This window comes from Sphingobacterium sp. InxBP1 (assembly GCF_026191775.1).
GTDB classification, from domain to species: domain Bacteria; phylum Bacteroidota; class Bacteroidia; order Sphingobacteriales; family Sphingobacteriaceae; genus Sphingobacterium; species Sphingobacterium thalpophilum.
On sequence record NZ_JAINDX010000047.1, the window covers coordinates 89,928 to 112,103 of the forward strand.

Sequence of the window (22,176 nt, forward strand, 5' to 3'; positions counted from 1 at the left end):
TATATAGGTTGATTGAAATAAATCGACTTTTTCAATGCGAGTGAGATCATGATCAAAGAAAAAACAACTAGGCCTATTTTTTCGATTTTGTTTGCCGTAAGTATGGTTCACCTGCTGAATGATTTGATCCAGGGGGTGATTCCGGCAACGTATCCGCTTCTGAAGGAGGAACATCATCTGAGTTTTTCACAAGTGGGTATGATTACTCTGGTGTATCAGATTGCGGCTTCCATTTTTCAGCCTGTTGTAGGTTCCTTTACCGATCGGCGTCCCGTGCCTTACTCTCAGATTATCGGTATGTCGTTTTCCCTGGTTGGGATGTTGCTGTTTTCTCAGGCGCACAGCTATGCCTGGATTTTAGTTGCTGTTTTCTTAGTCGGTATAGGATCTTCGATCTTTCATCCGGAATCCTCCAGGGTAGCGTATATGGCTTCCGGCGGAAGGCGGAGTATGGCACAGTCGATTTTCCAGATTGGCGGGAATGCCGGTACAGCATTAGCACCGATTATTGTGGCCTTTCTGGTATTGCCCCGAGGGCAACAAGCTATCGCCTGGATGTGCTTATTTACGATCGTCGGCCAATTTATTTCGTATTATATCGGGACTTGGTACAAGCGCCGTCTTGAACATGTGTCCCGGTCTGTCAGGAAGATTATCCGTGTACCGGATCTTCCCAATTCACGTATCGTGACGACGGTGATTATCCTGTTGTTATTGATCGTGTCCAAATATTTTTATATTGCCAGTATCACCAACTATTTTCAGTTTTATACGATAAAAAAATTCGGGATCAATGAAGTTGAGGCACAGGTATACCTGTTTTATTTTCTGATTGCTGTCGCTTTGGGCACTTTATTAGGAGGAGCTTTCGGAGACCGCTTTGGCAGGAAATATGTTATATGGTTCTCCGTGCTGGGGGTGGCACCCTTCGCCTTAGCGCTTCCTTATGTGGGGCTTACCATGACCGGGATCTTAATTGTTATTATCGGTCTGATATTGTCATCTGCCTTTCCGGCAATTATCGTGTATGCTCAGGAGCTGTTACCTAAAAAACTAGGCATGGTCTCGGGTTTGTTTTATGGTTTTGCTTTTGGGATGGGGGGAATAGGATCGGCTGTACTCGGATGGCAAGCAGATCATACTTCCATCGAGTTTATCTATCACTTGTGTTCCTACCTGCCCTTGATCGGCGTGGTTGCATATTATTTGCCAGACTTGCAAAAGACACCTTATAAAGAGGTGTCGTAAGATAAAAAGAGAAGGGCGGATGTTAAATGCAGTTGATCCGCCCTTTTTTTCTATTTGATGCAGTCCATCCAGGCGTTAGCCATGAGCTGTGCACCAGCAAGTGTTGGATGAACTCCATCAGCAGCCCAATAAGCTCCGGGCGCCGTTTTCTGGGCGTTATCGTATATTTTTTGATAGGGTATAAGTATCGCATTGAATTCTTGAGCTATATCACGTGCAGCTTCTTGATAATCCAGAAATTTGGGATACCAGGCTTCTGTGATGTGTCCAACTCCTCTGACAGCAAAAGGTTCACCGATAATTAACTTCACATCGGGAAGCCGCCGTAAGGTTTCCTGCAACAGTTGCTGATATTGCGCTTTGTATTCTTCAACGGTAGTTTTAGCACCGCGGTCTATTGTCCGCCAAAAGTCGTTAACACCAATCAAAATGCTCAGTACTGCGGGTTTGAGTGCCACCGTGTCCTCGGCCCAGCGTTTTTGAAGATCGGGGACGCGGTTGCCGCTGATACCGGTATTGTAAATTTTCAGTTCCTTTGCAGCATACTTATTGAGGAGCTGGCTGGCTGCGAGCAACGCATAGCCCCGGCCCAGGGCTACCGGATCGTTGGCATTGCGGTTATTTCTGTCACGGCCGACATCGGTAATCGAGTCGCCCTGAAAGAGGATAACGTCTCCCTTGCTTAAACTTATTTTGGAAGGTCTGGCGGCTTCTTCGTGGGCAAAAGCTTCGTTACCCAATATATTGGCGCTGGTTAGAAGGCCAGCACCAATAATGCTTTTTTTGATAAATGATCTGCGGTCTGTGTTCATTATTAGGTTTTGTTATACCTAAAGTTACGTACTTTAAGTACACTTTTCCAAACCTTTCATAATGATGTTACAGGCTTTTTCTATTTCGGATTCCGTAATCGTCAACGGGGGCGCGATGCGGAGCGCGGTCTCGCAATGAAGGTACCAGTCGATCATGACACCATGATCAGCGCAGTATTTGCTGACCTGGTACACTTGCTCGAAAGAATCCAGCTGTAGACACATCATCAGTCCTAGTCCCCTGATCTCTCTGACCGAAGGATGGTGAAGCTGCTGTCGGAATAGGCTCGCCTTATACTCAACCTGTTCAATTAACTTTTCTTCTTTAATTACCGCGAGCGAAGCTCTTGCTGCTGCACAACTTACGGGATGACCACCAAAGGTGGTAATATGGCCAAGTATAGGATTGTCTTTAATGACATCCATTACTTCTTTTGGAGCGACAAAAGCACCCAGTGGCATGCCGCCGCCAATGCCTTTTGCCAGCATGAGAATGTCAGGCACAATACCAAAATGTTCAAAAGCGAATAGTTTCCCTGTACGTCCGAAACCGGTCTGGATTTCATCAAAAATCAGCAAGGTGCCGGTTTCGTCACAACGTTTTCTTACCGCCTGCATGTAAGCGACATCAGGAACTCTAACGCCAGCCTCGCCTTGTATAGCTTCCAAAATTACCGCAGCAGTGCTTGCAGTAATTTTGTCGAGGTCCTCCATATCATTGAAGCTGATAAAGTCTATCTCCGGGAGAAGCGGAGCGTATGCCCGGCGATAGTCCTCATTTCCAATGAGGCTCAATGCACCTTGCGTGCTTCCATGATAGGCCTTTTTTGCGGCGAGGATTTGCCTTCTTCCAGTATATTTTTTGGCGATTTTCATAGCCCCTTCCACTGCTTCCGTACCGCTGTTGGTAAAGTACACAGACTGCAAGGGAGCTGGTAGCTCCGCTAATAACTCTGTGGCAAACTGCACCTGTGGCGCCTGCACGAACTCACCGTAGACAGTGACATGTAAATACTGGTCCAGCTGCTCTTTTATTGCATCGAGCACCCGGGGATGACGATGTCCTATATTGCTTACATTGAACCCTGAGACCAGGTCCATATACTCTTCTCCATTAGGGCCGTATAGGTATACACCTTCGGCTTTAACCACCTCGACCAGTCTAGGGGAGCTCGAGGTCTGCGCGGTGTTCATTAAAAACAATTCTCTATTACTTAGCATGATGGTACAAATGTCCGAAAATAAAAAAAGAAGTCCTGAAGACTTCTCCTTTATTTTTGCGATTATTTTTTTCGCTGTAATGATTTGTACAGATGTTCCCGAAATTCCTGTTCCACTTCGAAGAATTGGGATGCACGTGCATTTCCGATGACTTTGGCAAATTTTGACCGGTATTCTTTTTTTACCTCCACCTCTTTGGCATCGTATTGCAGTACATCTCTAGAGCCACCCCGAAAACTATTTTTAGGAGCACCGTTTAACTTTGCTTTCCTTAAATCCCACAGCGTCTGGCTATACTCATTGTACAAAGGAAAGAATTGCTGAGCTTCCCTCGGCGTCAGATTGAGTTCTTTAGTAATGTAAGCGATCTTCTCATTTTCAATAGCCTGAAATCGATTTCTGTCTTGTGAAAAGCCCAAAGCGATAGAGAATATACTAAAGAACAATGTTATCCATATGTTTTTTTTATCGAACATCATTATAAGCTATAATTTAGATAATCTTCTATGTCTTGTTTAGATACATTCGTTCCAAATCCTTTTGTCGGGAGATTGGTTTCGTCAGTGTATTGAGACATATATATCATATCGTCTCCCGATGCTGAAGCCGCAAGGTAATTAATAATTTCCTGTTTAGGGATTTCCGATAGATGCTGGCTCAACTGCTGTTCCGCTGTATTATCTGCAGAAATCGTGTTTTGCGACTGATATTGATATCCCCAATACCCGCCCAGTCCGAGTGTCATTGCCAGTGAGGCCGCAACGGCATAACGTGCGTACCATTTTTTAGGCCGTCCGAGCCGGCGGATCGGTGTTTCCGGCAGTACGACGTCGTCGTTATGTCGGATCGTGTCAACGATCGTGTCCGAAAGTCGCTCAAAATAATGTGGCGGTACCTCAAAACCATCGTTTGGAACCTTCTGCTTCAATTGGTCTACAGCAATCCGGGCAAATATGTTGTCTTCAAGCGTCTGTTCATAATCCCCCGGGACCGTATATCCGTCGGTAGAAATACTATTTTTTAATTTCTCTGTTGCTATACGTGCAAATATGCTACCTTCAAGGGCCTGCATATAATCCGCCGGGATCGTAAATCCATCTGTTGGAACCGTATTCTTTAATTCCTCCGCCGTGATACGGGCAAAGATGTCGTCTTCAAGTGCATGTTCATAATTTACAGGGACCTTAAAGCCGTCGGATTGAATCTTTTCTTTTAGTTTTTCCTCTGCAATGCGATGAAAGATGCTGTCGGTCAATACAGCTTCGTAATGCTCAGGGATATCGAAGTCATTTATGGCCGCTATGGATGCAATGGAATCCATAGCAATTTCGCCCATAATACGATCAGGAAGGCTGTCAAAATATCCTTCGGGAACCTCAAATACACCTTCTTCACTGCATTTACCCAAGCTGACATGCGCTATTATTTTCGATTCTAAATCCTCGAAATAGTTTTCAGGCACGCCAAAAGGATTTTTACGCAATGATTCTGGAAGATTAGTAGGTTCCAGCCCATCATGATATGTACTATTTTCCTTCATAGTATCTGTTAGAGCCTGATTTCGCTAAAAGGTTTAATCGTGGTTGTTAAAAAAAGACTCTATTTTTTTGACAGCTAAGTGGTATGACGCCTTCAATGCGCCGACACTTGTGCCAAGAACCTCAGAAATTTCTTCATACTTCATATCTTCAAAATATTTCATGTTAAAAACCAATTTCTGCTTTTCGGGTAATGTTAATAGAGCCTGCTGCAATTTCATTTGGGCTTTGTCGCCGCTAAAGTAATTGCCATCAGCAAGTGTTTCTGCTAAATAAGCAGAGGTGTCGTCATCCAACGACACGTTCTGCTTTTGCTTTTTCTTATTTAAGAATGTAATACATTCGTTGGTTGCAATTCGATATAGCCAGGTATACAATTGTGAATCTTCGCGGAAATTACCGAGGTTTTTCCATACTTTCACAAAGATATCCTGTACAACATCGTCAGCATCATCATGATCGATTACCATTCTTCGCACATGCCAATAAATCTTTTGCTGATATTTTTTCAACAAAGAACGGAAAGCTTCTTCTCGCGTACTCTCTTCTGCGAATTTTGCTATAATTAAAGCGTCATCCATATATTGACCTGCGTGGTGTTGTTATTTTCTATTGATTACTTTTTGAGCAGCAGCGACGATTGCATCTGCATTCAGTCCGTATTTTTCCATTAATTGTGCAGGTGTACCAGACTCGCCGAAGCTATCGTTGACAGCTACGTATTCCTGCGGGCTAGGCAATGCTTTTGCCAGCACTTGCGCTACACTGTCACCCAACCCTCCCAGGCGGTTGTGCTCCTCTGCAGTCACCACACATTTTGTTTTGGCAACAGATTTTAAGATGGCCTCTTCGTCCAGTGGTTTAATGGTGTGAATATTGATAATTTCGGCGTTGATGCCGAGTTCTGCTAATTTTTCACCCGCTTGAATTGCTTCCCAGACTAAGTGTCCAGTAGCAATGATCGTCACATCAGAACCTTCGTTCAACAAAACTGCTTTTCCGATTACAAATTCTTGGTCGGCAGGAGTAAAGTTAGGTACTACTGGACGGCCAAAACGCAAATAAACAGGGCCATCGTATTTCGCAGCGGCTATGGTAGCTGCTTTTGTCTGGTTGAAATCGCAAGGGTTGATCACCGTCATCCCTGGTAGCATTTTCATTAAGCCGATATCTTCCAGAATTTGGTGGGTAGCCCCGTCTTCTCCCAAAGTTAACCCTGCGTGTGAAGCAGCAATCTTCACATTTTTGCCTGAATAAGCAATGGATTGACGGATCTGGTCGTAAACACGGCCCGTAGAGAAGTTCGCAAACGTCCCTGTAAACGGAATTTTGCCGCCAATAGTCAGGCCGGCAGCGATGCCCATCATGTTCGCTTCAGCAATGCCAATCTGGAAAAAGCGTTGTGGAAATTCTTTTATAAAATCGTTCATTTTTAATGAACCGATCAAATCTGCACATAATGCAACTACATTCTCATCCTGTTTTCCAGCTTCCAGTAAACCGGCGCCGAATCCCGAACGTGTATCTTTTGACTCTGTGTAAGTATATTTTTTCATTTAATTATTTTTTTCTTTTGTCGGCTGATGAACTCGGTGTAAATAGTACTGACCCACAGTACAGCATTATCTACAGCTCGGTTTCATTCTTAGTAATCTCCCAAAGTTTCAGTCAGTTGATTTAAAGCCGATGCCAACTGTTCGTCATTTGGCGCCACACCGTGCCATTTATGAGAACCCATCATGAAATCAACACCTTTTCCCATTTCTGTGTGCAATAAGATAACTACCGGTTTGCCTTTTCCGGTACGTGACTTCGCTTCTGCCAGGCCAGCTACGACAGACGCCATATCATTTCCTTTGGCCACTTCCATCACCTCCCAGCCAAAAGCTTCCCATTTTGCGCGTAGATCACCCAATGATAATACCTGATCCGTCGATCCATCGATCTGGGCATTGTTATAGTCAACAGCTGCAATTAGGTTGTCGACCTTGTTGTGCGGTGCATACATCGCTGCTTCCCAGACTTGTCCTTCCTGCAGCTCGCCATCGCCCATCAATACATAAACTAGATTATTGTCTTTATTCAATTTTTTTGCCTGTGCTGCACCAATCGCAACAGACAATCCCTGACCCAACGATCCTGAAGCCACACGGATACCCGGAAGACCTTCATGGGTAGTAGGGTGGCCCTGAAGTCTCGAATTGATTTTTCTGAAGGTTGCCAATTCACTCACTTCAAAATAACCCGCACGCGCCAATGTACTGTAAAATACTGGCGAAATGTGGCCGTTTGACAAGAAGAATAAATCTTCCCCTTCCCCATCCATGTCAAAGGAGGGATTGCGTTTCATTGCATTGAAATAAAGCGCCACAAAGTAATCTGTACAACCTAATGAACCACCAGGGTGGCCTGATTGACAAGCGTGTACCATACGTACGATATCACGTCTTACCTGTGATGCGATTTGTTCTAGTTTGTTAATATCTGCACTCATTTTTTTTGTTGGTTTCACAATTGGTCGTAAAGTTAACTATTTTTAAGCTAGATGCTTGTTAAAAAGTGAATTTCTTTGCTGATCTCCAGAGTGGAAAACAAAAGACCTTTTGTCGACGGTAACCATGTATGCATGGATGTGCCTGCCCGCCCACCCCGGGGCTATTGGGCCAATACTACTCATGAAAGGTGGGGCTAGGAAAATTTGAACTTTATATGGGGATTCGTCGTCAATTTGCGGTTGCACGACAGTTTTCTGAAGTAGGTGTATATGGTGGATATCATGAGGTCTATTGCTGTGCGAAAGCCGTCCAAGCGGTAGGCGATCACAGACCAAAAAAAAGGATTCAGCAAATTTTACTGAATCCTTTTTTTGCTATAGTTATGCTGACGAAAATTTACATGGCTTCTGCCACCACTTCGGTCACTTCGGGTACCATGCGTTTCAATAAGCCTTCTATACCTGCTTTAAGCGTGATGGTAGACGAAGGGCAGCCGCTGCACGAACCTTTTAATTCAACAGTCACCACACCTTCATGGAAAGACTTGTAATGGATAGCACCACCATCTTGCTCAACAGCGGGCCGTACGTAATCATGTAGAACCTGTTGGATCTTGACTTCGGTGTCTGTTCCTTCAAAGTTTACCTCGGTGTCATGGTGGACAGCCTTTACGGCTAGTTCAGATTCAACAGCGCCTTTTACAAAGTCTTTTAACAGGGCCTCGATATCTTCCCATTCCGCATCATCCGTTTTGGTGACCGTTACAAAATTGCTAGCAAAAAATACGCCGTTCACAAAATTGAACTTGAACAGTTCCTGAGCAAAAGGGGAATCCTGTGCCGCTTCTTTATTTGGAAAATCCACACTCCCGTTGATCAGTAATTTATTGACCAGAAACTTCATGGTCGAAGGGTTGGGAGTAGATTCTGTATATACGTTGATCGTAGCCATTTGAATTTCAATTTTTATTCCAAACAAAGATAGTTCAAAAGAAGTTCTCTTAAGGTCATTTATAAGTCAAAGCTTATAAAGAGACGCCGGTATAATTTGATGGACTGATAGCCTTTAGCTCGGCTTTCACCTCATCCGATACGTTGAGATTGTCTACAAATGTGGCAATAGTCTCACGTGTCACATGTGTGTTGGTGCGTGTAAGATCTTTCAATGCCTCATATGGTTTGGGGTAGCCTTCTCTCCGCAATATCGTTTGCAATGCTTCAGCAACCACAGCCCAGTTGTTGTCCAGATCATTGGCTAGAGCTGGCTCGTTGAGGATGAGCTTGCGTAAACCTCTCAATGTCGATTTTATAGCGATTAACGTATGGGCAAACGGCACACCGATATTGCGTAAGACAGTTGAGTCCGTCAGATCCCGTTGTAAGCGGGAAACCGGCAGTTTTGCGGCTAGATGTTCGAAGATTGCATTGGCAATGCCGAGATTTCCTTCGGCATTCTCAAAATCAATCGGGTTCACTTTGTGAGGCATGGCCGAAGAACCAATTTGTCCGGCAGTAATTTTCTGCTTGAAATATTCCATGGAAATATAGGTCCATATATCCCGGCATAGATCGATAATAATGGTATTGATCCGTTTCAGTGCATCACAGCTGGCGGCAAAGTTATCATAATGTTCGATCTGGGTGGTTGTCTGCGAGCGGTCCAGTCCCAAGACCATATTGACGAAATTGTTGCCAAAGCTTACCCAATCGGTATTTGGATAGGCTACATGATGTGCATTAAAATTACCTGTTGCCCCGCCAAATTTGGCTGAATAGGGTACTGCATGCAAAAGATGCAGCTGACGTTCGATGCGTTCGATAAATACGTACAATTCCTTACCCAGTCGTGTGGGCGATGCTGGCTGGCCATGCGTACGGGCGAGCATCGGGATATCTGACCAAGATGTTGCCAGTGACTTTAGTTCCTGAAGCAGTTCGTCGATAGCAGGCATGTAGCTTTCCTTAATGGCTTCTTTCCACGAAAGGGGAATCGCTGTATTGTTGATATCTTGAGAGGTGAGCCCGAAATGAATAAATTCAAGATAATCCTGTAGGTCCAGTTTCTCAAATTGATCTTTTAGAAAATACTCAACCGCCTTAACATCATGATTGGTTACTTTTTCAGTATTTTTGATCCATATAGCGTCTTCCTCCGAAAAATTGCGGTAGATATCTCTTAGCTTCTCGTTCAATGTTTTGTCAAAATGCTGTAGCTGCGGAATTCCGGATTCGCTCAGTGCGATAAAATACTCGACTTCGACACGAACCCGATATTTTATCAGGGCAAACTCAGAAAAAAAAGCGGCAAGCTCATTGGTATTATTGTAATAGCGTCCGTCAATAGGCGTAACTGCTGTTAGAGATGATAAAGCCATAGATTGAATGATTTTTTGGCAAAGGTAAAAAAATGCTTGGAGCTTAGCAATTTAATTGGGTAGATATAAAAAATGCCCCCTGTGTCAGGAGGCATCTCTATGCTGATAAAATTCTGTTTCGAAGAATTAGTGAGCAGCTTTAGTAGAATCAACAGCAGTTTTAGCTGAATCAACAGCAGTTTTAGCTGAGTCTAATGCTGTATTAGCTGAATCCAATGCAGTGTTAGCTGAATCTAAAGCTGTGTTTGCAGAATCAGTAGCAGCGTCGGATTTTTTACCAGTTTCACCACATGACGCGAAAGCTACTGTTAGAGCTAATCCTAAGAAACCTAATTTGAATGCGTTTTTCATCTTATTAAAATTAAAATAATTTACAAATCTTGTTATTTAAGGGTTTATACCAATAAATTGAAAAGGTAACCCAGCTTTTTATTTTTTTTTAAAAAGAGAGGTTTCTCTTTCGAAAAACCTCTCCAAATAACTCATTCGGTTCCGAATTATTTTGTAGCAGCTGAATCAACTTTGTTAGCAGCAGAGTCAACTTTGTTAGCAGCTGAATCAAGAGTAGTTTTAGCTGAATCTAAAGTGTTAGCAGCTGAATCCAATGTGTTAGCAACTGAATCATTAGCACCTTCAGCTTTTTTCTCTGTATTGTTACAAGATGCGAAAGCTACAGTTAAAGCTAAACCTAAGAAACCGAATTTTAATGCGTTTTTCATTTTCTAATTTTCTAATTTAAATTGAAATAATTTTCTTTTTTCATTTCTTAATACACATTACCCAAAAAGGTAACCCAAAAAAAGCTATTTTTTTTAAAATAGATTCAAATGTTTGTTTGTCAGTGTTTTGTATTTTGTCTTCTTGTTTTTGAGCTGGGGTGTTGGCGCTCTTGTGAAGCTTGGCTTCTGAAGATCAGCAATAAATAATGACGGGTTCCGTCGAGTTGCAGCAAACAATTTTGGAATATTTTTCTTATTTTAAAAGAAACACCTTTGTTAAAAATATATTGCAACTATGTTTGATAAAGTCAAGAATATCATGGATCTGGCCAAGTCTATCGACTTTGGCAAGTTAGAAGAAATATCGAAGAAGGTCGATTTGGGTGCGGTGATGGATGCCGTCTCAAAAATGGATGACAAGCAGCTGCAGGGGCTGATAAAGATGCTCGGTGCTGGCAAGGAAAAGAAAGAGCTGCCTGCAATAAATGGAGATTTTTATGATATGGACAGCAAACTGACCGGTGCTGATCGCGAGCTACAGCTGAAAGTACGCGAATTCATGGAACAGGAAGTCAAGCCTATTGTAAACAAATATTGGTTACGGGACGAATTCCCTTTCGAGATCGTTCCTAAACTGGCGGCGCTCAATATATGTGGATATACCTATGATGGCTACGGCTGTGCTGGCGGCAGTTCGCTAATGGAAGGTATTATTGCCTCTGAAATTGCGCGTGTGGATGCATCGGTAGCTACTTTCTTTGGTGTGCAGAGTGGTCTGGCAATGGGCTCCATTTATATCTGTGGTTCGGATGAACAGAAACAGGAGTGGCTGCCAAGGATGCAAAAGATGGAGGTAATAGGCGCCTTTGGTCTGACCGAACCCGAAGTCGGATCGGGCGCTGCTGGCGGACTGACGACGACCTGTAAGAAAACTGCTGACGGCTGGTTGCTGAATGGCCAAAAGAAATGGATCGGCAATTCCACCTTTTCCGATATGACGATTATTTGGGCCAGGGACCTCGACGATGGAGAGGTGAAAGGCTTCATTGTCCGTAAAGATAATCCCGGCTTTTCTGTCGAAAAAATTAAGGATAAAATGGCCTTACGTATTGTTCAAAATGGCCTTATTACGCTGGATAATTGTGTTGTTCCCGAAACCGACCGCTTGCAGAATGCGAATTCCTTCAAAGATACCGGTAAGGTTCTTCAGATGACAAGGGCGGGAGTCGCCTGGATGGCTGTAGGCTGTGCCAGGGGCGCCTATGAAAATGCATTGGACTATACCCGAAAGAGAAAGCAATTTGGTAAACCCATCGCATCTTTCCAGCTCATCCAGAACCATTTGGTGGAGATGCTTTCCAATCTGACGGCGATGCAGACGCTGGTGTTTAGGTTGTCCGAACTGCAGGATGCGGGACAGTTGCGTGATGAACATGCTTCTCTGGCTAAAGTGTTCTGTTCGTTACGTACGCGAGACATTGTGTCCAAGGCCAGGGAAGTTATGGGCGGCAATGGTATTTTACTGGAATATAACGTCGCTAGATTTCTAGCCGATGCGGAGGCAATCTATTCTTATGAAGGTACAAAGGAGATCAACTCGCTGATTGTCGGAAGGAGCATCACGGGATTCAGCGCGTTTGTCTGACACAGATGAAAGGCTGCTGAAGAGAAGTTGTATGTGGTCCTCGGATTAAATCAAATCAGGCGATGATCAGGATCGGCGCCTGATTTGATTTTATATGCGCTGAGCGAAGAGCTATTTACGATGCAGTCTCATCACCGCGATGTCGCCCATAATAAAGGTCAATGTATTGCCGCTGACACTATACGTATTTACCTTTTCCAGAGTGGAGAAAAATGTCGCTTCACCATTGCCTTCACAAGCCATTTTCGTCGACATTATCGGCCCGAAGCTGATCTTATTGCCCGCTGTTTTAAAGGTTGCATTATAATTGTTGCAGCTGCTGTTGCCATTCACTTTACCTTCTTTGGCGCTGAAGTTCATCGTTGGTTTACGATGCGGATAAAGTCCTTCGAAAGCTATGCGAGCACCGGAGATATAGTCGAGCTCCCAGCTGCCGCTGATATCCTGTTGGTCTGCAGTGAGCAATCTGAACTTGGCCAGCGGGGCCATCTTTGCTTTGTTTAGGTTGAGAATATTACCATTTACTGTATAGTTGTCAGTGCTGAGCAAAGCCGTAGAAAGAGCACGCTCGATGGACATGTCGGGGCAAGCCATCATCGTGGACATACCTTTTGAAAATTTGATCTTTCCATTTTTTTCCAGCGTCAGTTCACCGCCGATTCCATTGCAGCCGCCGTTCGCACTATAGCGTGTTTCATCCAGCTGCAGGTACGGTATTCTGCCATTGATCTCTGCAGCAACAGCTTTTCCATTCACTTCAATTAACTGCCATTTTTTTCCGATGATGTCCATGCCGGCTTTGTCGGACTGCGGTTTATCAGCACTTCTGTTTATCACCGAACAACTTGCCAGCCCCAGAATCGACATGGTCAGCATCATAATTTTTATCAATCTCATGTGTAGTGTTTTTAATATTAACACCATAGTTAACGTTTGGTTTGGCGAACCGCTACACAAATCCATAAACAAAGAAAGGCTTCCTCAATGGAAGCCTTCTCTATCAGTAAGATAAATATTGCTATTTATTTTTGTTTTGTTGCGCTTGTTGTTGCGCACGCATCATTTCTTCCAATTTGGCCTGAAAAGACGATTTTTTCTCCACTTTTGGATTTTTCTTATTTTCCTCCAGTTTCGCGAGGATTTTGTCGTCATCTACCATTGAACGGATTACCAGCTGCGTCAGGAATGTGAACAATGCACTTAGAAAATAGTAATAATTCAGACCTGCAGGGAAACTGTTCAGGACAAAGAAGAAAATCAGTGGCATGATATAGCCCATGTATTTCATCTGTCCGGTGGCTCCTGATGTCGCATTGTTGTACCACGTGGTCAGCAAGGTTGTCAAGGTCATTAGGATACACATCAATGAGATATGGTTAAAGGACCCAAATATTGCCGGGAAGGTAAATAAGGTGTCGTATGTTGACATATCCTTCATGAATAAGAAGCTCTGTCCTCTCAGCTCAAATAAGTTTGGAAAGAAGTAGAAGAATGCAATGGTAAATGGCATTTGTAAAAGAAGCGGAAGACAGCCACCCAATGGGTTCACGCCAACCTGCTTATACAATTTCATCTGTTCCTGCTGCATCAACATCTGGTTGTCTTCACCGACCTTTGCCTTGATCTCATCGAGCTGTGGTTTCAAGACCCGCATTTTGGCCATCGATACATAGGACTTGTACGTCATTGGTGATAGGATCAGTTTCAGCATTAATGTTAACAGCAGAATAACAATACCATAACTCATGTGGAAGCCGTCCAGAAAATTGAATACCGGTACAGTGATCCACTGGTTAATCCAGCGCATGGGCCCCCAGCCCATGTTGATGATGGACTGATAGTCATTACCCTCCGCCTTCAGTACATTATACTGATTTGGGCCGAAGAAGAAATTTAATGTGTAATTATTATCCTTATGGTTGTCAAAGCTCAATTCTGCATTCGTATTATACAGTTTGATAACATCTCCCTCAGTGGCGTGCTTCACGTCGACTTTGGCGTTGACAAAGCCGTCTTTGGCGCTGAGGATATTGGAAAAATAATGCTGTTTGAAAGCGATCCACTGTACTTTCTTTTCCAGTGCTTCGTCGTCATCCTTCGATTCGGACAGGTGGTCGACCTTATCCTCCTCTTTGTAGTAGAGTGTTGATTTCTGTCTTTCAGATTCTATGTTCTGCTCTTTTTGACGGAGCGCTGTATTCCAGTTGAGGGTTAATGTTTTCTGGCTTTGCGGGATCAGGTTCTGAATACCTTTTGTATTGACATCAAGTGCTACATTATAGCCTTTGCCCGCGATGGAGTATACGTATTCAATATACTGATCTGCATTGTAGTTCAACCTGAATTTGACCGATTGTTTGCCTTCACCCGTCACTTGAATATCTGTAGCCTCCGTATGGAAGTATAAATCGTTTGTTGAAATGTTCTGTCCCGCTGCGTTGAACTGGAACCCAAACTTATTGTCTTCGCCATCAAAAAGCATCAATGGTTTTCCATTGAAATTCTTTTCACCTTTTAATTCGACTGATTTTACTTTACCACCTTTAGTACTGATTTTGGCAATGATCGATTCATTCTCGAGGGTGATAATTTTTTCAGTTCCAAATTTTGAAGCACCAAAAGGTTTCTTCAATTCAGCAGAATCTGCAGTCGCTGCTGTTTGTGCTGCTTTTGCGATAGAGTCATTCTTTACAGGCAATCCCTTTGCTGCCTGCGCTTTTGCGTCTTGTCGCGCCTGTTCTTGTTTGATTTCCGATTCTGAGGGCTTCATCAGGTAAAACGAACCAGTGATGATAGCAAACATCAGGACCAAACCAATTAGGGTATTTCTATCCATTTTTAATAATTAAACTTAATTAATTGTATCCTTCTACACTACTTTGATTTTTTGTTCGCCAAAGCAGCGGCTACAAAGCTAACAAAAAGTGGGTGAGGATTTGCAACAGTTGACTTTAATTCTGGATGAAATTGTCCCGCAACGAAAAAAGGATGATTTTTAAGTTCGACAATTTCAACTAAACCGGTTTCCGGATTAAAGCCAGAAGCGATCATTCCGGCAGCTTCATATTGTTTTAAATAGGCATTGTTAAACTCATAACGGTGACGATGTCTTTCTGAGATCTTTGTTTTTCCATAGATCGCGAATGCTTTTGTCCCTTTTTTGATTTCACAGTCATAGGCTCCTAAGCGCATTGTTCCACCCATATCGGTGATGTTTTTCTGCTCCTCCATTAGGTTGATGACCGGATTGCTGGTATTCGCATCCATTTCAAAGCTGTTGGCATCTTTCAGTCCCAGTACGTTTCTTCCGAACTCGATAACTGAGCATTGCATACCCAGACAGATACCGAAAAATGGAATATGATTTTCGCGCACATACTGAATGGCGTTTAATTTACCTTCCAGTCCGCGTTCACCAAATCCTGGAGCAACCAGCACTCCGTCCATACCTTTCAGTTTCTCGGCAACATTTTCCTTTGTAACACTTTCAGCGGCGATATAACTGACCTTCACCTTGCATTCATTGCTCGCTCCTGCATGAATAAACCCTTCGGTAATGGACTTGTATGCGTCAGGAAGCTCAACATATTTTCCCACAAGGGCAATATTGACCTCGTTTGTTGGATTTTTGAGCTTGCCCAAAAATGCTTTCCAATTTTCCAGATCAGGTTCGTTTTTGCTCGAAAGTTTCAGCTTGGTTAACGCAGTTTTATCCAGATTTTCTTTTAGCATCAACAACGGCACATCATATATGGTGGATGCATCGATGGATTCTACAACAGCATTGATATTGACATTACAGAATTGCGCTAATTTTTTGCGTATTTCCTGCGATAATTTATGTTCTGTACGACATACCAGAATATCTGGCTGTACGCCATATTCCAGCAGAGTTTTGACTGAGTGCTGGGTTGGCTTTGTTTTGAGCTCACCTGCAGCAGCCAGGTAGGGGACCAGTGTCAGGTGGATCACTAAGGAGTTATTCGCTCCAAGTTCCCAGCGCAACTGTCTGACGGCTTCCACAAAAGGAAGCGATTCGATGTCACCGACTGTGCCGCCCAGCTCAGTAATGATAATGTCATAGTTGCCAGATTCACCCAGCAATTGCATACGGCGTTTGATCTCGTCGGTGATATGGGGAATGACTTGAACTGTTTTTCCTAAATATGCGCCTTCACGTTCCTGCTGGATCACATGCTGGTAAATACGGCCTGTTGTTACATTGTTCGCCTGGGAAGTAGGAACATTGAGAAAACGTTCATAGTGACCTAAGTCAAGGTCTGTCTCAGCTCCATCCTCGGTGACATAGCATTCACCGTGCTCATAAGGATTTAAGGTTCCGGGATCAATGTTAATGTAAGGGTCGAATTTTTGGATGGTCACTTTGTAGCCACGTGCCTGGAGAAGTTTAGCAAGGGAGGCTGCAATAATACCTTTCCCTAACGACGAAGTAACGCCGCCCGTAACAAAAATATATTTAGTCATAACAATTAAAGGATTTCAATTTTATGTGGTCAAACGACCAAAATAGTTGCTCTATGTACGGGATACAAAGGTAGCAATTTTTATTCAAAATTATAATTGAAGATCGGCCGAATAATAAATTAAAAATAAATATTCCCCTGACTGTCGATGCTTGCTTTTAGGCTGGGCTTCGATTTCGACTTTATTTCAGCACGATAGAAGTTGCTCGTGTTCGAAAAGGTAATATCATACGCCTTGCTGTCCGCGGAGAGACCTGGATATAGTGTATTGAGGTCTGCCAACGATCTGGCATAGCGCTTATTTTCGCGTTTATAAATCTCTTGCAGATAAAAAATATTCCAGGCTATTTTTTCAATCGTTTGGAACGAGCGATCCAAAAAGTGCAGATCGGCATGTTCCACAAACTTAATATGTCCCCAACGTTCGGGGTAGTGCATATTGATCAAACCGATAGGAGACCATACCCAGTTCTGTTCGGACAGCAGTTTTCCTTTGGTATCCTTTCTTTTCGTGTATTCCTTTTCTGTGCTGTCGTAATGCCATTGCACCCGGGAGAAGTTTATTTTCCACACTTCGTTGGTCTTGATATGTTGTCCCTCACCAAAATACTTAAGGCTTTTGACCGGGATCTTTAGTTCGACTGACCAGAACTTATCCCGGTCGGATGGATTATTGATCGTGCCTTCATGGTATACGGCGCTTGTGAGGCCTTTGGTGTCCCAGTTTAGATTGGCCTTGCCGCCAAAACGATATGGTTTCGTCATTAACAGGTCCATTACAGTATTTAGCGCATTGACTTCGATTTCGACATAGTCTGGAGATCGAAGGTTGGGTTTGAGGAACACTTCAAAGTCATTGTCATGATAGATGATCGTATCCGGTTGCCGAAGGTAGCCGTTGATATGCGGTTCGTCCAATTTCGCATAGATATATAAGTTTTCCTCATTCCACAGCATTTTGACTTGTGTGTTCAGAGTCGGAGCAGGTCTGCTTGGTCCTTCGATATCGCAGAACGGAGAAGTCCAAGGGGCCAGTGTCCAAGACTTCTCATCGGCTTTTCCGTCAATGGAAATCTGTTCCTGGGTTTTCTGCACATAGTATACTGCCGGCTGGTTCTGTAAACGGTGGAATTCTTCGAGATTCCGTTGCGCGAAAATGCTGATGGACTGTAAGGTAAGGGCAAGGGCTAGCAGGATATTTCTCATCACATTATTTTTTTCTTTCATCTCATTTACATATCGGTTTTCATTCAGCAGGCCGCTGCAATGTTGACCTTTGCGCATGGTATTTTGCTGGCTAAAAGTAAATAAAATGTTTTAGCGTAGCAATTGTGTGTGCCGTATTTGCTCGTCACGAAGGTATTGTCTTAATTTTATTACAGTCGGGATTGCCGAAGCAAGGCGAGGAGAGGACAGAAAATAAAAAAAGGCTTTGAAATTCATCAAAGCCTTTTTTATGCTGTGGTAGTCGTAATTAGATTCTTTTCGATTTAATACGAGCAGCTTTACCAGTAAGGCCACGTAAATAGAATAATTTTGCGCGACGAACTTTACCGTAGCTGTTTACTACAATTTTTTCAATGTTTGGTGAGTTTACAGGGAAAATACGTTCAACACCTACACCGTTAGAGATTTTACGAACGGTAAAAGTAGCGTTAGCACCTTCGCTGTTTAATTGGATCACTACACCTTGGTACACCTGAACACGCTCTTTATTTCCTTCGCGAATTTTATAATGAACGCTGATGGTATCTCCGGCTTTGAAAGCGGGAATTTCATTTTTTACTACCGCTTGTTCTTCTACAAATTTTACTAAATCCATGATTTCGAGTAATTATTAACGATTTATATCCTGTAAAAATCGGAATGCAATATTACGACTTATTTTTTGAATATGGAAATAGTTTTTGAAAAAACTATCTGCTGTTATTCAAATTGGATGCAAAGATATAAAAATGAAATCGATTATCTAAAGTTATTTTGAATATTCTCAAACTGAGGTAAATAGCCTTTTGCCAAGTCTTCATTGGCTTTCGACCAGCAATCTTTTCTACCTCTTCCCATGATTGCTGTTTTCCTTGTGCTAGCAACATATTTTGTTTAGAAATGTAGTAAATAACAACTGATGTTTATACAGCACGATTGACACTTGATAAAATATCCCGCAATCAATCAGTGCTTTACTTTTAAAATTGTACAAAGTTCTTGACAAATTAAAAAAATGATTCGATATTTGTGCCACACAAAACAAAGGTGATACCTTTTCGGGGTGTAGCGTAGCCCGGTATCGCGCCACATTTGGGATGTGGAGGTCGTAGGTTCGAATCCTGCCACCCCGACAGAAAAGCTCTAACGAAAGTTGGGGCTTTTTTTGTTTCCAGGCAGGGAAAGATCCTACAACCTTTTATGAGGTCCGAACCAATCTTATACTTCTGGCAGAAAGCATTAAAGAAAGTTATGTCCATTTTAAAGTATCTGTTAGTCACCGTTTCTCTCATTATCTGTGAGTAAACCTCGCTGAGCTTATCGATCTAAAGGGAGCTTTTCTTCGCTTTGCGCCTCAGTTGGAGATTGCTCAACCGGTATTTCGTCCATGGCCAAGGTGGGCTTGTACAGATGTTTCCTTAGTCTGCGTATGGGTAAATAGGTAAATATGACCGAAAGCAGCCCTGCAAGCAGGGCGTCGAGAGCTGCCATGGCTGTTGCATTCAATTTGTAGTGAGCTGTTAGGCTGTATTGTGCGAAAAGAAGGCAGGATAGTACCAACAGTCCAGTAACCAAGCCATGGGCAATGCACAGCCTGGTAATAAAAGCATGGCGTTTCAGTTTACCGTCCACCGCCAGCGCAATGGATTTCTGTTCGATGGCCAGAATGACGCGCTTGATGATGTCCATTGTCAGGACAACAGGCAGAAATATCGCCATAGGCAGTGTCAATCGGGCAAGGCTCTGGTGACCGGCGAAAAAATGGGTGTATCCAAGCTCCTGAAAACTGGTATAAGCGATCAGGAAGTTAAAACAGACGTTGGGAATAATATAGTATAATGCACGCTTTCTCAAAAAGTGCCGGAGTGTCGTTTTCTTTATTTTCTTTGGTGGTGGTGCTGTTATCATTTCGTATGTTATAGCGATGTCAATAATGCAATTGCCCGTTCTTTAATTCTGTTCGCTTCATCCTTCGGCAGAAAATCTTCGTGGGACATGAACGAGAAGTCCATTTGATCCCGGTAGGTCGTCGTCACCAAGGTATTTGCATTTAGCCAAGGGAACGCTACTGTAGGGCTAAATACGCTTTCAACACTGAAATTTTTGAAATTTGCCGGGATCTGTATCCGCCCCATATTCGATAAAGTGATGTCGTGTCCACCTCGGCTGGTCCGCAGCATCGCGATCATACGGTGCACCAGCGGATGTAGCTGTTCACCCAGCCACAAAAGTTCACGGGCATTTATCTTTTCCATTTTTTGCAGCAGCATTGCTTTAAGATACACAGTATTATTGAGCAGATTATATTCACCTTTTTTTAGAGAAAGCTCGACGGTAGGAGCGAAAGCGAACATGTGATCCTGTCTGATTTCTGGAATAAAATGTCTGATATCTATTGGACTGATGACCTTATTTTTTGCCTTTTTACCCTGTATGTTCTGAAAAGCTTGCATAAACGCCGCGCATAAGGCAGCATGTACTGTAATCCCCAGCGCTCTACAGCGGCTTGTTATATTAGCAGTAGTCTGAGGTGGTAGCTTCCAGTGAAGGGCATAATTTCGGCCAACGTTTTTTCGCTTGCTTTTGCGCTGCAGGGAAAAGAGCAGTCGTGCCATGACTAAGTAGAATTTTGCCTTGCGGGATTTTTTAGTCAGGTTAAATCCTGCGGGGAGGAATTCGTCGACTGATCCGAAAAGGGAGTACGGTGGCAGATGCGCTGTTGGGTCGTCTAGTAGCGACAGGAGTTCGCGCATCAGGGTGACAATGCTTGTGCCATCACATATGCAATGGGGCAGTACCCACAGGAGTTCGGAGCAATCTTGCCCTTTGATCCATAGCAGCTCCGCAAGCGGGAGCCTCTGGTCCTTAAAAGAATGGTACCATGCTCGTTCCGATTCCAATAGCCAATCCTCCTCCGTTTGACGCTCGATCACACGCAGCGGAATGGGGGACATGTTCTCTTGGACGACGAAAGTGGGCTTGGCTGCGGTGGTGGTGTCAATAGATGACCGCAACAGCGGGTGTTTTTGTTGGATTTTATCCAGTGCATGCTGGATGTCTGTGGCAGCTAGGTTACCTCTAATTTTCGCAGCAAATACACAGTTTAAAGGTGTCTCCGCATCCACATACATGATCCGTTCCACCATCATTAATGTTCTCGTGTTCATGATGCTGTCTGATAATCTATCTGTTGTCTAATGGAATCAATGATGGCATCTCGGATGGCCATTGCCTCGGCTTTTGGAAGATAACCTTCACTTCCCACAAATGAAAAATCCATTTGCTCCTTAAATGTGGACGTGACCATGGTTGTTGTATTACCCAGAGGGCCAATGACGGACGGGCTAAAAATAGCTTCAAGGCTGAAGGACTGGTATTGATCCGGAATCTCAAGACGCCCCAGATTCGAGAACATGCAGTCGTTGGACGAGCGACCCCGCTTAAGTAGCCGGGTAAAGTTGTGCAGCGCATCGTGGGCAGACTCCATGACCATCATTGTGAGGTAGGGATTCAGCTTGGCTGTTTTACGGTCCACTGCTGCCTGCATGATCTGCAGTTTATCGACAGGAGTTCGCTTGCGGTCTGACGAAAGCACTATCATCAGCCCAAAAGCAAAAATATGGTCGTCTTTTACCTGCGGAGCAAAACGACGGATATCTACCGGACAGGAAACCTTATTGAAAGCCGCGGCACCCCGTATTTTCTGGAATGCATCCAATATGGTACAAGCCAAAAAAGTATTGACCGTAACACGCAGGGACTTGCAATGAGAGATCAGCCTTCGACTGCTGGCCTCATCGAATTTCCAGCGGATCAAATAGTCCGCCTGTCGGTCTACTGCTTTTTTGCGGACGGGGAGGCACTTCATAACGAAAATGGCTAAGCGGCCAATTAGTTTAGCCTTTAGCTGTACCCGCTTATTCTCTAAAATATCAGCGGGTACAACATCCTGAATGCCGCCGATAGGTTGTTCATGTCCGATGAATGCTGCTGGATTGTCCAGTACTTTTAAGAACGCGTACAACAAAGCCATTGCAGAGCCGCCGTCACAGAGGCAATGGTGAACTACAAAAAGCATATCTGAGACCTCTTCTCCCCGGATCCATACAAAGCGAACCAGAGGTGCCTGATGATCAAAAGGGGAATGCCATTCCCGTATGGATTCCTCCTGCCAATGCTCTTCACTATTTCGTCGGACTGACCGTACTGGAATAGGCACGGTCAATTCAGGTACTTTGAACCAGGGAGCATTTTTCTCGTCATAGACTATCAGGGCCCGTAACCAGGGATGTTTTTCCTGTAGCCTGTCCAGCGCATTTCGGATATCCTCTTCCTTAAAAATACCCCGTAGACGAAAAGGAATGACTGCATTGAAGGGTTCGGTTCCATCGCCCCATAACATACGTTCGCCAAATAATAGTCTTCTTTTCATTT

General features: G+C 43.6%; 21 protein-coding genes and 1 tRNA gene. 3 read left to right on the forward strand and 19 right to left on the reverse strand.

Annotated features, from left to right (window positions below; genetic code table 11):
- Positions 1 to 48 precede the first annotated feature (48 nt).
- Positions 49 to 1,248: an MFS transporter gene (locus K7A41_RS16050; RefSeq protein WP_037533675.1), complete on the forward strand. Its 1,200-nt coding sequence runs from the start codon at positions 49 to 51 to the stop codon at positions 1,246 to 1,248.
- A 50-nt stretch (positions 1,249 to 1,298) separates the two neighbouring features.
- Here the strand turns inward: K7A41_RS16050 and K7A41_RS16055 are convergent, their stop codons facing one another.
- The 11 genes from K7A41_RS16055 to K7A41_RS16105 all read right to left on the reverse strand — a co-directional run bounded on the left by K7A41_RS16055 (position 1,299) and on the right by K7A41_RS16105 (position 10,407).
- Positions 1,299 to 2,060 carry an SGNH/GDSL hydrolase family protein gene (locus K7A41_RS16055; protein ID WP_265714472.1) on the reverse strand — a complete coding sequence of 254 codons (762 nt, stop codon included), beginning with the start codon at positions 2,058 to 2,060 and terminating at the stop codon, positions 1,299 to 1,301.
- A gap of 33 nt (positions 2,061 to 2,093) precedes the next feature.
- A complete protein-coding gene (locus tag K7A41_RS16060) occupies positions 2,094 to 3,281 on the reverse strand; it encodes an aspartate aminotransferase family protein (protein WP_265714473.1) in 1,188 nt (395 codons plus the stop codon).
- A 62-nt stretch (positions 3,282 to 3,343) separates the two neighbouring features.
- A complete protein-coding gene (locus K7A41_RS16065; RefSeq protein WP_232048683.1) occupies positions 3,344 to 3,760 on the reverse strand; it encodes a hypothetical protein in 417 nt (138 codons plus the stop codon).
- Positions 3,760 to 4,821 (reverse strand): hypothetical protein, encoded by a 1,062-nt coding sequence (locus K7A41_RS16070; protein WP_265714474.1) that lies wholly within the window; start codon positions 4,819 to 4,821, stop codon positions 3,760 to 3,762. The genes K7A41_RS16065 and K7A41_RS16070 overlap by 1 nt, the downstream gene beginning before the upstream one ends.
- A 33-nt stretch (positions 4,822 to 4,854) precedes the next feature.
- Positions 4,855 to 5,400 carry an RNA polymerase sigma factor gene (locus tag K7A41_RS16075; RefSeq protein WP_028070567.1) on the reverse strand — a complete coding sequence of 182 codons (546 nt, stop codon included), beginning with the start codon at positions 5,398 to 5,400 and terminating at the stop codon, positions 4,855 to 4,857.
- 21 nt (positions 5,401 to 5,421) lie between these two features.
- Positions 5,422 to 6,375 carry a transketolase family protein gene (locus K7A41_RS16080; RefSeq protein ID WP_265714475.1) on the reverse strand — a complete coding sequence of 318 codons (954 nt, stop codon included), beginning with the start codon at positions 6,373 to 6,375 and terminating at the stop codon, positions 5,422 to 5,424.
- Positions 6,376 to 6,464: 89 nt separating this feature from the next.
- Positions 6,465 to 7,313, reverse strand: a complete 849-nt coding sequence (locus K7A41_RS16085) for a transketolase (RefSeq protein ID WP_265714476.1) — start codon at positions 7,311 to 7,313, stop codon at positions 6,465 to 6,467.
- 397 nt (positions 7,314 to 7,710) lie between these two features.
- A complete protein-coding gene (locus K7A41_RS16090) occupies positions 7,711 to 8,265 on the reverse strand; it encodes a NifU family protein (RefSeq protein WP_028070564.1) in 555 nt (184 codons plus the stop codon).
- Between the two features lie 73 nt (positions 8,266 to 8,338).
- Positions 8,339 to 9,688, reverse strand: coding sequence for an adenylosuccinate lyase (gene purB, locus K7A41_RS16095; protein WP_265714478.1), 1,350 nt, complete (start codon positions 9,686 to 9,688; stop codon positions 8,339 to 8,341).
- Between the two features lie 126 nt (positions 9,689 to 9,814).
- A complete protein-coding gene (locus K7A41_RS16100) occupies positions 9,815 to 10,039 on the reverse strand; it encodes a hypothetical protein (RefSeq protein WP_265714480.1) in 225 nt (74 codons plus the stop codon).
- 146 nt (positions 10,040 to 10,185) lie between these two features.
- A complete protein-coding gene (locus K7A41_RS16105) occupies positions 10,186 to 10,407 on the reverse strand; it encodes a hypothetical protein (RefSeq protein WP_028070561.1) in 222 nt (73 codons plus the stop codon).
- A gap of 295 nt (positions 10,408 to 10,702) precedes the next feature.
- Between K7A41_RS16105 and K7A41_RS16110 the strand changes: the two genes are divergently transcribed.
- Positions 10,703 to 12,052, forward strand: coding sequence for an acyl-CoA dehydrogenase family protein (locus K7A41_RS16110; RefSeq protein ID WP_197734466.1), 1,350 nt, complete (start codon positions 10,703 to 10,705; stop codon positions 12,050 to 12,052).
- 111 nt (positions 12,053 to 12,163) lie between these two features.
- On the opposite strand, the gene K7A41_RS16115 is transcribed toward K7A41_RS16110, so the two are convergent.
- The 5 genes from K7A41_RS16115 to rplS form a co-directional block, all read right to left on the reverse strand.
- On the reverse strand, positions 12,164 to 12,949 hold the full coding sequence (locus K7A41_RS16115; RefSeq protein ID WP_265714484.1) for an META domain-containing protein: 786 nt from the start codon (positions 12,947 to 12,949) through the stop codon (positions 12,164 to 12,166).
- Between the two features lie 121 nt (positions 12,950 to 13,070).
- Complete coding sequence (yidC, locus tag K7A41_RS16120; protein ID WP_265714486.1) at positions 13,071 to 14,888, reverse strand: membrane protein insertase YidC; 1,818 nt, start codon at positions 14,886 to 14,888, stop codon at positions 13,071 to 13,073.
- Between the two features lie 38 nt (positions 14,889 to 14,926).
- On the reverse strand, positions 14,927 to 16,537 hold the full coding sequence (locus tag K7A41_RS16125) for a CTP synthase (RefSeq protein WP_028070557.1): 1,611 nt from the start codon (positions 16,535 to 16,537) through the stop codon (positions 14,927 to 14,929).
- Positions 16,538 to 16,656: 119 nt separating this feature from the next.
- Positions 16,657 to 17,742 (reverse strand): carbohydrate-binding family 9-like protein, encoded by a 1,086-nt coding sequence (locus tag K7A41_RS16130; protein ID WP_265714487.1) that lies wholly within the window; start codon positions 17,740 to 17,742, stop codon positions 16,657 to 16,659.
- Positions 17,743 to 18,010: 268 nt separating this feature from the next.
- On the reverse strand, positions 18,011 to 18,358 hold the full coding sequence (gene rplS / locus K7A41_RS16135; RefSeq protein WP_209581561.1) for a 50S ribosomal protein L19: 348 nt from the start codon (positions 18,356 to 18,358) through the stop codon (positions 18,011 to 18,013).
- Between the two features lie 443 nt (positions 18,359 to 18,801).
- Between rplS and K7A41_RS16140 the strand changes: the two genes are divergently transcribed.
- Positions 18,802 to 18,875 (forward strand) — tRNA-Pro (locus K7A41_RS16140).
- 184 nt (positions 18,876 to 19,059) lie between these two features.
- On the opposite strand, the gene K7A41_RS16145 is transcribed toward K7A41_RS16140, so the two are convergent.
- Genes K7A41_RS16145 through K7A41_RS16155 form a run of 3 tightly spaced genes read right to left on the reverse strand, consistent with a single transcriptional unit; the run spans position 19,060 to position 22,174 of the window.
- Positions 19,060 to 19,650: a hypothetical protein gene (locus K7A41_RS16145; RefSeq protein WP_265714489.1), complete on the reverse strand. Its 591-nt coding sequence runs from the start codon at positions 19,648 to 19,650 to the stop codon at positions 19,060 to 19,062.
- Positions 19,651 to 19,658: 8 nt separating this feature from the next.
- A complete protein-coding gene (locus tag K7A41_RS16150; protein WP_265714491.1) occupies positions 19,659 to 20,909 on the reverse strand; it encodes a condensation domain-containing protein in 1,251 nt (416 codons plus the stop codon).
- Entirely contained in the window at positions 20,906 to 22,174 is a 1,269-nt protein-coding gene (locus tag K7A41_RS16155) for a condensation domain-containing protein (RefSeq protein ID WP_265714492.1), read from the reverse strand. Before K7A41_RS16155 ends, K7A41_RS16150 begins: the two co-directional genes overlap by 4 nt.
- Positions 22,175 to 22,176 lie beyond the last annotated feature (2 nt).